The sequence below is a fragment of the Streptococcus oralis subsp. dentisani genome, from assembly GCF_002096685.1.
Lineage (GTDB): Bacteria > Bacillota > Bacilli > Lactobacillales > Streptococcaceae > Streptococcus > Streptococcus oralis_AD.
This window is the reverse complement of the sequence record NZ_NCVA01000041.1, coordinates 371,180-383,497: the sequence shown is the minus strand read 5'-3', so window position 1 is coordinate 383,497 and position 12,318 is coordinate 371,180. Positions and strand designations below refer to the sequence as shown.

The 12,318-nt window shown below is 42.7% G+C and carries 18 protein-coding genes; 8 read left to right on the top strand and 10 right to left on the bottom strand.

Annotated elements, in window-relative coordinates; genetic code table 11:
• The first annotated feature begins 15 nt into the window (after window positions 1-15).
• On the top strand, window positions 16-684 hold the full coding sequence (locus B7705_RS08590) for an MIP/aquaporin family protein (protein ID WP_084948997.1): 669 nt from the start codon (window positions 16-18) through the stop codon (window positions 682-684).
• Between the two features lie 217 nt (window positions 685-901).
• On the opposite strand, the gene queF is transcribed toward B7705_RS08590, so the two are convergent.
• From queF to B7705_RS08555, 7 genes are all read right to left on the bottom strand, one after another.
• On the bottom strand, window positions 902-1,393 hold the full coding sequence (gene queF, locus B7705_RS08585; protein ID WP_000082589.1) for a preQ(1) synthase: 492 nt from the start codon (window positions 1,391-1,393) through the stop codon (window positions 902-904).
• 18 nt (window positions 1,394-1,411) lie between these two features.
• Entirely contained in the window at window positions 1,412-2,128 is a 717-nt protein-coding gene (gene queE, locus B7705_RS08580) for a 7-carboxy-7-deazaguanine synthase QueE (protein ID WP_084948996.1), read from the bottom strand.
• A complete protein-coding gene (gene queD / locus B7705_RS08575; protein ID WP_084948994.1) occupies window positions 2,121-2,564 on the bottom strand; it encodes a 6-carboxytetrahydropterin synthase QueD in 444 nt (147 codons plus the stop codon). The genes queE and queD overlap by 8 nt, the downstream gene beginning before the upstream one ends.
• On the bottom strand, window positions 2,564-3,217 hold the full coding sequence (gene queC, locus B7705_RS08570; RefSeq protein ID WP_084948993.1) for a 7-cyano-7-deazaguanine synthase QueC: 654 nt from the start codon (window positions 3,215-3,217) through the stop codon (window positions 2,564-2,566). Before queC ends, queD begins: the two co-directional genes overlap by 1 nt.
• 204 nt (window positions 3,218-3,421) lie before the next feature.
• Entirely contained in the window at window positions 3,422-3,736 is a 315-nt protein-coding gene (trxA, locus tag B7705_RS08565; RefSeq protein ID WP_001029581.1) for a thioredoxin, read from the bottom strand.
• Between the two features lie 13 nt (window positions 3,737-3,749).
• Complete coding sequence (locus B7705_RS08560; protein ID WP_061454342.1) at window positions 3,750-3,971, bottom strand: DUF4649 family protein; 222 nt, start codon at window positions 3,969-3,971, stop codon at window positions 3,750-3,752.
• Window positions 3,972-4,068: 97 nt separating this feature from the next.
• A complete protein-coding gene (locus B7705_RS08555) occupies window positions 4,069-4,449 on the bottom strand; it encodes a MarR family winged helix-turn-helix transcriptional regulator (RefSeq protein WP_084948991.1) in 381 nt (126 codons plus the stop codon).
• Between the two features lie 196 nt (window positions 4,450-4,645).
• Here B7705_RS08555 and B7705_RS08550 point away from each other — a divergent pair, with 196 nt between their 5' ends.
• Together B7705_RS08550 and B7705_RS08545 are read left to right on the top strand one after the other, a co-directional pair.
• A complete protein-coding gene (locus B7705_RS08550; protein WP_000781325.1) occupies window positions 4,646-5,020 on the top strand; it encodes a CidA/LrgA family protein in 375 nt (124 codons plus the stop codon).
• A complete protein-coding gene (locus B7705_RS08545; protein WP_084948990.1) occupies window positions 5,017-5,712 on the top strand; it encodes an LrgB family protein in 696 nt (231 codons plus the stop codon). Before B7705_RS08550 ends, B7705_RS08545 begins: the two co-directional genes overlap by 4 nt.
• A 33-nt stretch (window positions 5,713-5,745) precedes the next feature.
• Here the strand turns inward: B7705_RS08545 and B7705_RS08540 are convergent, their stop codons facing one another.
• The 3 genes from B7705_RS08540 to B7705_RS08530 are packed head-to-tail and all read right to left on the bottom strand — an operon-like array spanning window position 5,746 to window position 7,561.
• Window positions 5,746-6,480, bottom strand: coding sequence for a hypothetical protein (locus B7705_RS08540; protein ID WP_084948988.1), 735 nt, complete (start codon window positions 6,478-6,480; stop codon window positions 5,746-5,748).
• Between the two features lie 15 nt (window positions 6,481-6,495).
• Entirely contained in the window at window positions 6,496-7,191 is a 696-nt protein-coding gene (locus B7705_RS08535) for an ABC transporter ATP-binding protein (RefSeq protein WP_084948986.1), read from the bottom strand.
• A gap of 4 nt (window positions 7,192-7,195) precedes the next feature.
• Window positions 7,196-7,561: a GntR family transcriptional regulator gene (locus B7705_RS08530; protein WP_084948985.1), complete on the bottom strand. Its 366-nt coding sequence runs from the start codon at window positions 7,559-7,561 to the stop codon at window positions 7,196-7,198.
• A 140-nt stretch (window positions 7,562-7,701) separates the two neighbouring features.
• Here B7705_RS08530 and nrdR point away from each other — a divergent pair, with 140 nt between their 5' ends.
• Genes nrdR through der form a run of 5 tightly spaced genes read left to right on the top strand, consistent with a single transcriptional unit; the run spans window position 7,702 to window position 12,270 of the window.
• A complete protein-coding gene (gene nrdR / locus B7705_RS08525; RefSeq protein ID WP_001203678.1) occupies window positions 7,702-8,175 on the top strand; it encodes a transcriptional regulator NrdR in 474 nt (157 codons plus the stop codon).
• The gene (locus B7705_RS08520; protein ID WP_084948983.1) at window positions 8,176-9,339 is read left to right on the top strand and encodes a DnaD domain protein; all 1,164 of its coding nucleotides are present in this window, start codon (window positions 8,176-8,178) and stop codon (window positions 9,337-9,339) included.
• On the top strand, window positions 9,340-10,236 hold the full coding sequence (gene dnaI / locus B7705_RS08515; protein WP_049537137.1) for a primosomal protein DnaI: 897 nt from the start codon (window positions 9,340-9,342) through the stop codon (window positions 10,234-10,236).
• Window positions 10,233-10,946 (top strand): NADPH-dependent oxidoreductase, encoded by a 714-nt coding sequence (locus tag B7705_RS08510; protein ID WP_084948981.1) that lies wholly within the window; start codon window positions 10,233-10,235, stop codon window positions 10,944-10,946. The genes dnaI and B7705_RS08510 overlap by 4 nt, the downstream gene beginning before the upstream one ends.
• 13 nt (window positions 10,947-10,959) lie before the next feature.
• Window positions 10,960-12,270 carry a ribosome biogenesis GTPase Der gene (gene der / locus B7705_RS08505; protein WP_084948980.1) on the top strand — a complete coding sequence of 437 codons (1,311 nt, stop codon included), beginning with the start codon at window positions 10,960-10,962 and terminating at the stop codon, window positions 12,268-12,270.
• Window positions 12,271-12,318: the final 48 nt, after the last annotated feature.

Below are 12,318 nucleotides of genomic sequence, written 5' to 3'. Positions count from 1 at the left end.
AAAAGGAGACTTATCATGAAAAAATTTGTTGCTGAATTAATCGGTACATTTATGCTTGTGTTCATTGGAACAGGAGCTGTTGTTTTTGGAAATGGTCTTAATGGCCTTGGACACCTTGGAATTGCTTTTGCCTTTGGTTTGGCAATTGTGGTTGCAGCTTTCTCAATCGGAACTGTTTCAGGTGCTCACTTGAACCCAGCGGTTTCGATCGCTATGTTTGTAAACAAACGTTTGTCATCTTCAGAGCTTGTAAACTACATCCTTGGACAAGTAGTTGGAGCTTTCCTTGCGTCAGCTACAGTATTCTTCCTCTTGTCTAACTCAGGCATGTCAACTGCAAGTCTTGGTGAAAATGCCTTGGCAAACGGTGTCACTGTCTTTGGTGGATTCTTGTTTGAAGTCATCGCAACTTTCTTGTTTGTCCTAGTTATCATGACTGTAACATCAGCAAGCAAGGGTAATGGCGCAATCGCTGGTTTGGTAATCGGTTTGTCCTTGATGGCGATGATCCTTGTTGGATTGGACATTACTGGCCTTTCAGTAAACCCAGCTCGTAGCTTGGCGCCTGCTGTCTTGGTAGGTGGCGCAGCCCTTCAACAAGTATGGATTTTCATCCTTGCCCCAATCGTTGGTGGCGTTCTTGCAGCTCTTGTTGCGAAAAACTTCCTTGGAACAGAAGAATAATTGAAACTCAAAAAGCCTTGCTCCTCAGTTTGAGGAACAGGGCTTTTTCGTATTATATTCTTCGAAAATCTCTTCAAACCACATCAGCTTCCATCTGCAACCTCAAAACAGTATTTTGAGCTGACTTCGTCAGTCCTATCTATAACCTCAAAGCAGTGCTTTGAGCAACCTGCGGCTAGCTTCCTAGTTTGCTCTTTGATTTTCATTGAGTATGAGTTTAGCGGTTGTCAATTTTCTCTGGGTAGAGGTCATGTTGGAAGAGGCGTTGTTCTGCCAAGCCTTCATACTTAGTTCCAGGTCTACCGTAGTTGTAATAGGGGTCGATTGAAATACCACCGCGCGGAGTGAATTTTCCCCATACCTCCAAATAGCGAGGGTCTAGCAGATTAACTAAGTCTTTCCCGATGGTGTTGATACAGTTTTCATGAAAATCTCCATGATTTCGGTAGCTAAAGAGGTAGAGTTTGAGGGATTTTGACTCGACGCAGAGCTTGTCAGGAATGTAGGAAATATAAATCGTCGCAAAGTCTGGCTGAGCAGTGATTGGGCAAAGGGAAGTAAATTCGGGGCAGTTGAACTTGATGAAGTAGTCATTTTCCACATGACGATTGTCAAAGGATTCGAGGACTTCGGGTTGATACTCGAAAATGTAGTTGGTTTCTTTGTTGCCGAGGAGGCTTAGATTTTTCATTTCTTCTTGTTGTGACATGATTTTTTCTTTCTAATTTTAAACACCGCGTTGGTTATCGTAGAGGAGGGTATGCAGTTGAGGAAGGACACGGACATTGCCCCAGCTATCGTCAGCAGCGATGCGTTCCCAGAGTTCTTTGAGGCGATCTAGCTGGTCTTGGACGATATTTCCTGTAGCCTTGGGCTCAGGATTTCCTGCTGATAAGAAAAGAACATCTGGTTGGTAACGTTCTTGAATCCCTTTAGCAAAGGCCAAATCGGCATCATCAAAGACAGGAATTTTAAAGGTGACCTTGTCTGGGTCCAATTGGGAAACGATGAAGTCCAAGGTCTCGAAGTTGACTTCCATCTTGGATGAAGGAGGTTTGGGACTCAGAGTGACCTGGTCAATATCTTTTAACCAATTTTGCCAGCGAGAACCTTGAGTCTCAACGGCTAGAGTGACACCGCGTTCTTTGAGCTTGGTGACGAGTTCGGCCATGTTGGCTGCTAGGATAGCAGGATTTCCGCCAGACAAGGTGACGTAGTCGTAGCTTCCTAGCTTGTCTAATTCAGCAATGACTTCATCAGCTGTCATACGAGTAGGTTTTTCAGAACCATCCCAAGTAAAGGCAGAGTCGCACCAGTCGCAGTGGTAGTCGCAACCTGCAGTGCGGACAAACATGGTTTTCTGCCCAATAGCACGACCTTCACCTTGAAAGGTAGGGCCGAAAATTTCCAGAACCGGTAGTTTGAGGACACGTTCCTTAGTCATCTAACCACTCCCGTCTAAACTCCGCAAAGGCAGTCGGAGTCTCATAGAGGCGAACGTACTCCATACGGAGACCGCGCTCGTCTGGCAACTCTTGACTCATGGTTTGGAAAATCCAGTAAACCATATTTTCAGCAGTCGTGTTCATATAAGGCAGGGTTTCATTGAGATAGCGATGATCGAAGTGGGGTTCTAAGTAGTTCTTGTAGATCGCTTTGATATCTCCGAAATCGTAGGTCATACCACGTTCATCTAAAAATCCACTGACAGCAATCTGCAGATGATAAGTGTGGCCGTGCAGGGATTTGCATTTTCCCTCATAGTGAAAGAGGTGGTGGGCAGCGTCGAAAGTAAATTCTTTTGATACCAAGGTTCTGTGAGGATTGTAGACAAGGGATTCCCCAGTTTCCTGTTTGATTTCTTTGGGTGCAAAAAACATTAGCCCTCTCCTTTCTGTGAGAGATAAACATCTAGGCCATGTTGACGTAGGTGGCAGGCTGGACAATCTCCACAGCCACTTCCGATAATCCCATTGTAGCAGGTCAAGGTCTTTTCACGAACATAGTCAAAGGCACCGAGTTGGTCGGCTAACTCCCAAGTTTCAGCCTTGTCTAGCCACATGAGAGGTGTTTGGATAACGAAGTCGTAATCCATGGCAAGGTTGAGGGTGACATTAAGGGATTTGACAAAGACATCCCGGCAGTCAGGGTAGCCTGAAAAATCTGTCTCGCAGACACCTGTCACTATATCATTAATACCTCGTTGCTTGGCAAGAACTGCCGCAAAGGAAAGAAAGAGGTGGTTGCGACCGTCAACAAAGGTATTGGGAACCTCTCCCTCTTTTTGCTCGATTTCCATATCAGAGGTCAAGGCATTTTCAGTGATTTGTCCCAGCAGAGACATATCTAAGATGTGATGACGGATTCCCTGTTCCTTAGCGATTTCTCTAGCAACTTGGATTTCGAGATAATGGCGTTGGCCGTAGGCAAAGGTGACGGCTTCGACTGTTTCATAGTGTTCTTTAGCCCAAAAGAGGCAGGTTGTGGAATCTTGGCCACCACTAAAGACGACCAAGGCTGATTGACGTTTCATAGTACTCCTTCCAAAGTGGGAAATGTTCAGAGCACGCAAAAAGCTCCCTTGAGGGGAGCTAAAAAATACCAAGTAGAGGTTTTTTTTAGCGATGGCATGTCCCAAACATCGTAATATTCTACCTACAGTCTAGCATATTTTTTGAAAAATGGCAAAGGGCAAAAATAAAAAGAGACCAAATGAAGCACTTGGTCTCTCGTTTTATTAGCTCAATTCAGCAACGATGGCCTTGATTTGTTCTGCAGTGTGAACACCTGCAACTTGTTTCACCACTTGGCCGTCTTTTTTGAAGAGAAGGGTTGGGATAGACATGATCCCAAATGCACGAGCTGTATTTGGGTTTTCATCTACGTCCATTTTAACGATTTTCAAGACATCTTCTGAAAGTTCTTCAGACAATTTGTCCAAGATTGGACCTTGCATACGACATGGACCACACCAAGTTGCCCAGAAGTCTACCAAGACCAAACCGTCTTTTGTTTCTTGTTCAAATGTTGCATCTGTAATTGCTTTTGCCATTGTATTTCTCCTTTTACTTATATTGGCTTAAATCTTGTTTCATGAGATAGAAGAAGACATCTCCATAAGTCCCATGGTAGTCCAAATCATGACCATTATAGGTTAATTTTTGAACTGGGTAATAGTCTGCGACACCGATAAGGCAAGCTTGTTGAGAGCGTTCAAAGTCTTCATAAGACTCGAAAGTCATGGTTCTCTCTTGCTTGCTGGCATCTAGATAGGTAATTTCGATCATATAAAACTCCTTTATTCGTTCTTGACTTTATTGTACTCCTTGAAACGAGGAATGTCAAGAAAAATGATTGCGCACGCAACTTTTTTAAAAAATCTGATTAAGAAATGAAGTCAAGACTGGTTTCCAGTCTTTCCTCGACGGTTTTTTGCAGGTAAGATAGAGCTGTTTGTCCCTCATCAGTCAGGCAGATAAAACTAGCCCGTCTATCCTGATCGCAACATCGGCGACTAAGCAAACCACAGTTTTTCTCTTCTAGTCGAGCTACCATTCGAGAAACAGCGCTTGGGCTGAGATGGAGTTTATCTGGCAGGTCAATTTGTCGTAGAGATTTTTCTTGGGCTAGATTCAGATAGTATAGCAGATAAAACTCTTTCAAGTTCAGCCTTTGTTCACTCTGCTGGGCAATAGTTTCTTCCAACAAGGCTTCTATTTCCTTTTGACGGCGGTTGTAGTCAAACCATTTTTCCAAATAGGTCATTGCTTTCTCCTTTCTTTTCAAAGTAAAAATCACAAAGTCATTACTGATTGTCTTTGTAACACAAGATGATTGCGCATGCAATGATTATACTACTTTTAGCTAATCCTTGCAAGAAAGAAAAATTTCGATATTTCCTTGAAATTTTCTGAAAAAAGAGTAAACTGGTATGCAAGAATTCTATTTCAAGGAGTTTGAGATGAAGTTATATGTTCAATTAATGATTCTTTTTGTGATTTCTCTAATCGGTGAGGGAATCTCCAGTTTCTTTCATCTGCCTATCCCAGGCAGTATTATCGGTTTGATTATTCTATTTCTAGCTTTACAGTTCAAGTGGCTAAGGACCAGGCATGTCAATATGGTGGGGAATTTTCTGCTGGCTAATATGACCATTCTCTTTTTGCCACCAGCAGTGGGAATCATGGAAAAGTTTGATGTGATTGCCCCCTATCTCTTGCCCATTGTCTTGATTGTCTTTTTTGCGGCTGTCATCAACATTATCCTCATCGCCCTAGTGGTTCAGTTCATCAAGAGACGTTTTGAAGGAGATTATGAGAAAGGAGATGCCAAATGAGTGAATTTGTATCCAATCCTCTGTTTGGGATTGCATTATCTATCCTAGCTTATCTAGCGGGAATGTTGATTTATAGGCGTTTCCCCCATCCATTGACAACGCCTTTGCTTTTGTCGGCAATTTTCATTATCATCTTTCTAAAGGTGATGGGTATTTCTTACCAAGATTACTACCAAGGTGGGGTTTATCTGAACAACTTGATTGTCCCATCGACCGTAGCTCTAGGGATTCCGCTTTATAAGAGTTTTCATCTGATGAAGCACCATGCTCGGAGTATTCTCTTTGGTAGTCTGCTAGCAGTAGTTGTCAATACTAGCTTTACTGCCATAGTAGCGAAAATCTTTGGCATGGACTTTTTCCTAGCCATTTCTCTCTTTCCCAAGTCAGTGACAACCGCCATGGCAGTGGGGATTACAGAGAAATTGCAAGGTTTAACGACTGTGACCTTGGTCGTCGTAGTGGCAACTGGGATTTTAACTAGTGTCATCGGCCCCACCCTTTTGAAGTGGTTGAAAATTGATGATCCAGTGGCTGTTGGACTCTCCCTTGGAGGAACAGGCCACGCTGTCGGAACGGGAACAGCCTTTCGATACGGCTCGGTAGCAGGAGCCATGGGTGGCTTGGCTATCGGTGTCACCGGTATTCTCTATGTTTTTGTTAGTCCCATTGTAGCCAGTTTGATATTGAGTTAAAGTAAAACCCAGCTTTTGTAAGCTGGGCGTTTTTTATTGCAAATTAACCTTGTTTTTCAAGATGTAGTAGGTTCCGAGGTAATAGATAGTCGCTAGAATAGCGTCTTTAATAATATCAACTGTTATTAGTAAATTGAAGTTGTCATCAACTCGGAAGAAGATGGAAATATAGCCAATCACGATGTTAAGCACGATATAGGCTAAAATTCCCATAGCGGTACGATATTCGTTAAATAGTTGACCAATTGAGATGCAAAGGTAAATCGATAAAATCCAAGTAATTGAACCCACCAGAAGAGAGAGGGCATAGAGCCAACCGTAACCGAGATAAGGAGAGATAAATCGATAGAGGAGTGGCAAATCTTTCACTACAGGGGTGAGTGAGAAGATAATAATGATACTCAAGATAAATACAATATAGCTTATGATTGACCAAATGAGAGCACCTAGTAATTTGGCGGTGATGATTTGGTGTTCAGAGACGGGGAGCGTCAATGTCAGATAGCCCTGGCGATCGTAGACACTTCCCTTGAAGCGTCGGATGATTAGAAAGATTGTTGCGATCCAGAGAGTAACGCTGAGTCCCCCAAAAACTAAGATCAGAAAGCCTAACAGATAGTAGGGGTTATTACCGTAACTAGTGTAGGTCTGACTAATACCAGAAATGGATGCACCAATTAAAACCGAAATTGCAAGCACAGCTCCGTAGAGCGCTAAATACCATTTATTGACATTCTTAAATTCGTAGCGAACTAAATTCCAAAACATAATAATCTCCTTTGCTTAGGCTTTAAATTCCTGGCGGAAGAGCTGGTCAATTGATTCACCTGACTCGTAACGAATATCATCAACATTTCCTTGGCGAACGACTTTTCCGTCTTTGAGGAAGATAATCTCATCCAAGATTGGCTCAATATCTGAAATCAAGTGGGTTGAAATCAGGACCGTAGAGGTTGGTGAGTAGTTGTTGATGATGGTATTGAGGATATAATCACGAGCAGCTGGATCCACACCTCCGATTGGTTCGTCGAGAACGTAGAGGCGGGCTTCACGGCTCATAACGAGGATTAGTTGGACCTTTTCCTTGTTTCCTTTTGATAATTTCTTTAAGCGACTATTTTCATCAATGCCAAGGTCTGCAAGCAGATGTTGGGCGCGTTCAAGATCGAAATCCTGATAGAAGGTTTTAAAGTAAGTCAGGGCTTCTTTAACCTTCATTTGCTCATTGAGATAGGTCGTATCTGGTAGATAAGAGACGATTGCCTTGGTAGCGGGACTTGGATCCTGTCCGTTAATGAGAACACGTCCTTTGTCTGGCTGAAGAAGACCATTGATCAGTTTGATCAAGGTTGTTTTTCCGGATCCATTTGGTCCAAGGAGCCCGACAATTTTTCCAGCTAAAATCTCTAGTGAGATATTGTCAAGTGCCGCAGTTGCTCCATATGATTTTGATACATTTTCAAGTGCTAGTAGTGTCATAGTCTTAAACTCCTTTGATATAGTCGCTTAATACATTTGGCAGTTCTTCTTTTTTGTAGCCAAATTGAAGCATGCAAGAGACGAAGTGTTGCAGTTGCTCTTCGGAAAGTTGTTTGCGGGACTGAAGGATGAGGTCCAAATCCTCGGTGACAAAACGACCAGTTGTTCGCTTGCTATAAACGAATCCTTCACGTTCAAGGTCAGACAAGGCGCGCTGAATGGTATTGGGATTAACCCCAGCCTCGCTCGCCAGTTCTCTTACGGTAGGGAGCTGTTGGTTGGGTTCCAGTTCATGGGAAACAATCTGTAGTTTGATTTTTTCCATAATCTGTAAATAAATCGGTTTTGTATTATCAAATGACCAGGACATCATAGTCTCCTTTCTTTGCCTTTATTGTTCTAATAAAATAATACAATAAAACAAAAAACTTGTCAAGTAAAAATAAGAATTGTTTTGGGAATTGCTCAAAAAATGGTATAATGAAAAGAAAACGACAAGGAGGGAAATGCATGCGTTGTCCAAAATGTGGGGCTACCAAGTCTAGTGTTGTTGATAGTCGACAAGCCGAAGAAGGAAACACCATCCGTCGAAGACGTGAGTGCGACGAGTGCCAGCATCGTTTTACAACCTATGAACGAGTAGAAGAAAGAACGCTGGTTGTCGTCAAAAAAGACGGTACGCGAGAACAATTTTCGAGAGATAAAATCTTTAATGGGATTATCCGCTCAGCCCAGAAGCGTCCTGTGTCAAGTGATGAAATCAACATGGTGGTCAATCGTATTGAGCAAAAACTCCGTAGTCGTAGTGAGAATGAGATCCAAAGTGAATATATTGGCTCTTTAGTCATGGAGGAATTGGCAGAACTGGATGAGATTACCTATGTTCGTTTTGCCAGTGTTTATCGTAGCTTTAAGGATGTGAGTGAGTTGGAGAGTCTGCTCCAGCAGATCACCCAGTCCTCAAAAAAGAAAAAGGAAAAATAGATGAAGCCAAATGACCGTTTTTCTTTTCTAAAGAATAATCGGGTGTCGCAAGATACCTCTTCTCTGGTGCAGTGCTACCTCCCGATTATCGGTCAGGAGGCACTGAGCCTCTATCTATATACCATTACCTTTTGGGATGGTGGGCAAAAGGAACACCTTTTTGCCAATATTCTTAATCATTTGAATTTCGGGATGAATACGCTCCTCCAGTCTTTTAAAATCTTATCTGCTTTGGATTTGTTGACCCTTTATCAGAAGGGGGAAACTTATGAATTGCAACTTCATTCTCCCCTCTCCAGTCAAGAATTTCTAAGTCATTCTGTCTATAGCAGATTATTAGAGAAAAAGATTGGGGATACAGCTGTTTCTGCTATGAAGCAGGCTCCAAGTGAGGGAGAAGCACTCTCTGTTTCTTTGAGCCAAGTCTTTCCAACCCTGACTGAAGAAGTGACACCAAGTGAGTCTAAAAGCAAGTTAAAAAATGATTTTGACTTGGAACATTTCCAGCGCCTGATGGCTCGAGATGGCTTGCGTTTTGAAGACGAGCAAACGGATGTTTTGGAATTGTTTGCCATCGCAGATGAAAAAAAGTGGACCTGGTTTGAAACCTATCAATTAGCCAAGGCGACAGCGGTGGCTCAGGTGATTTCAGTCAAACGCATGCGTGAAAAGATAGCACAAAAACCAGCATCTTCTGACTTTAGCCCCAAAGAAATGACCATTATCAGGGAAGCCAAAAATAAAACTCCCTTGCATTTTTTAGCGGAAATCAAGCAGACTCGTAAGGGGAATATCACCCAGAGTGAGCGAGAACTCCTTCACCAGATGGCGTCTTTAGGCTTGTTGGATGAAGTCATCAATATCATCTTGCTTCTAACCTTTAACAAGGTTGATTCGGCAAATGTCAATGAGAAATATGCCATGAAGGTCGCCAATGACTATGCTTATCAAAAAATTCGGACAGCAGAAGAAGCTGTGCTTCGGATTCGAGAGCGTCAGCAAAAAGGGCAAGAAGACCAGAAATCGAAAACTAGCTCGACTAAGACAAATGTGCCCAAGTGGAGCAATCCAGAATATAAAAATCAAACCAGCGAGGAAACTCGTCTGGAATTAGAACGCAAAAAACAAGAAATGTTAGCCCGATTAGAAGAAGGAGGAGATTAGATGGAAAGTGTTGGTGACGTTATCAAACGTCAAACAAGTCGTTTTCAGTATCAGGACCTGGTCCAGCAGATTATGAAGGACCCAGATGTAGCGGCTTTTATCCAGAAAGAATCCCTCAGCCAAGAGGAGTTAAATCGTAGCATCTCCAAGTTCAACCAATATATCACAGAACGAGATAAGTTTCTTCGGGGGGATGCTGACTATATAGCGCGTGGCTACAAGCCTATCTTGGTCATGAATCATGGTTATGCAGATGTATCTTATGAAGAAACACCAGAGCTAATCGCGGCTGAAAAAGAGGCGGCAATCAAGAATCGTCTCAAATTGATCAATCTACCAGCAAGTCTCAAAAAAGCGAAATTGGCTCAGATTGACCTGGATGATCTAGGACGTTTGCCGATTTTTGAGAGACTCTATGCCTTTGTTGACCTTTACCCAAGTATCCGAAAAGGTCTCTACCTTTATGGGGATTTTGGTGTCGGTAAGAGTTTCATGATGGCAGCTCTGGCCCATGACCTATCTGAAAAACGTGGTGCTTCAACAACCATTCTCCACTATCCAAGTTTTGTCATTGATGTGAAAAATGCCATCGGTGAAGGATCTGTGAAGACCCTGGTAGATGAGATTAAGCTTTCTGAAGTTTTGATTTTGGATGATATTGGTGCTGAACAATCAACACCGTGGGTACGTGATGAAATCTTGCAAGTGATTCTTCAGTATCGTATGCAGGAAGATTTACCGACCTTTTTCACTTCCAACTTCAATTTCCAAGATTTGGAAAAACATTTTGCAAAAGGCAAGAACGGAAATGATGAAACTTGGGAAGCTAGACGTGTCATGGAGCGTATCCGTTATTTAGCAGAGGAAACAAGATTAGAAGGAGAAAATCGTCGATGACAGAAACGATTAAATTAATGCAAAGCCACTCATCAGTGCGCAGATTTAAGGAGCAAGAGATTCCTCAAGAGGACTTGAATGAGATTTTGAAGGCTGCCCAAATGGCTTCAACTTGGAAAAATTTCCAATCTTATTCAGTGATTTTAGTAAGAAGTCAAGAGAAGAAAGATGCTCTGTATGAACTAGTTCCTCAGGAAGCTATTCGTCAATCAGCAGCATTCTTGCTCTTTGTTGGTGATCTAAACCGTGCAGAAAAAGGAGCTCGTCTCCATACAGATACTTTCCAACCACAAGGTGTGGAAGGTCTCTTGATTACATCTGTGGATGCTGCACTTGCTGGGCAAAATACTTTGCTGGCTGCAGAGAGTCTAGGTTACGGTGGGGTAATTATTGGATTGGTGCGTTACAAATCTGCTGAGTTAGCAGAATTGTTCAAGCTTCCTGACTATACTTATCCTGTTTTTGGGATTGCACTCGGTGTACCAAACCAAAAACATGATGTAAAACCAAGATTACCACTCGAAAATGTTGTCTTTGAGGAAGAATACCAAGAACAAACAACGGAGGCTATTGAAGCCTATGATCGTGTGCAGACTGAATATGCAGGAGCTCGTGCGACTACCACTTGGAGTCAACGTCTTGCAGAGCAATTCGGTCAGCCTGAACCAAGCTCAACTAGAGAAAATCTTGAACAAAAGAACTTATTGTAGAAAGTGAGAAAACATGGCCTTACCAACTGTTGCCATCGTAGGACGTCCCAATGTTGGGAAATCAACCCTGTTTAACCGTATTGCAGGGGAACGCATCTCTATCGTAGAAGATGTCGAAGGAGTAACACGGGACCGTATCTATGCTACTGGTGAATGGCTCAACCGTTCTTTCAGTATGATTGATACGGGAGGGATTGATGACGTTGATGCTCCATTTATGGAACAAATCAAGCACCAGGCAGAGATTGCCATGGAAGAAGCGGATGTCATCGTCTTTGTAGTTTCCGGTAAAGAAGGAATCACGGATGCAGACGAATACGTAGCCCGTAAACTATACAAAACTCATAAACCAGTCATCCTTGCAGTCAACAAGGTAGATAATCCTGAAATGCGAAATGATATCTATGATTTCTATGCTCTAGGTTTGGGTGAACCACTACCGATTTCATCTGTGCACGGGATTGGTACAGGGGATGTGCTAGACGCCATCGTGGAAAATCTCCCGCAGGAAGTTGAAGAAGAAAATCCAGATGTCATTAAATTCAGCTTAATTGGCCGTCCAAACGTTGGAAAATCAAGTTTAATCAATGCCATTTTGGGAGAAGACCGCGTGATTGCTAGTCCAGTTGCTGGAACAACGCGTGATGCTATTGATACCCATTTTACAGATGCGGATGGCCAAGAGTTTACCATGATTGATACAGCTGGTATGCGTAAGTCTGGTAAAGTCTATGAAAATACGGAGAAATACTCTGTCATGCGTGCTATGCGTGCCATTGACCGTTCTGACGTGGTCTTGATGGTCCTCAATGCCGAAGAAGGTATCCGTGAGTACGACAAGCGTATCGCAGGTTTTGCCCACGAAGCGGGTAAAGGGATGATTATCGTGGTCAATAAGTGGGATACCCTTGAGAAAGACAACCACACCATGAAGAAATGGGAAGAAGATATCCGTGAGCAGTTCCAATATCTGCCTTATGCACCGATTGTCTTTGTTTCAGCTCTTACCAAGCAGCGTCTCCACAAATTGCCTGAAATGATCAAGCAAATCAGCGAGAGTCAAAACACCCGTATTCCTTCAGCGGTCTTGAACGATGTCATTATGGATGCCATTGCTATCAATCCAACACCGACAGACAAAGGAAAACGCCTCAAGATTTTCTACGCAACCCAAGTAGCAACCAAGCCACCAACCTTTGTCATCTTTGTCAATGAAGAAGAACTCATGCACTTCTCTTACCTGCGTTTCTTGGAAAATCAAATTCGCAAGGCCTTCGTCTTTGAAGGAACACCGATTCACTTGATCGCGAGAAAGCGGAAATAAACAAGCAAGATCTGTGATGATATTTCCAGATCTTTTTGATAGAATGAA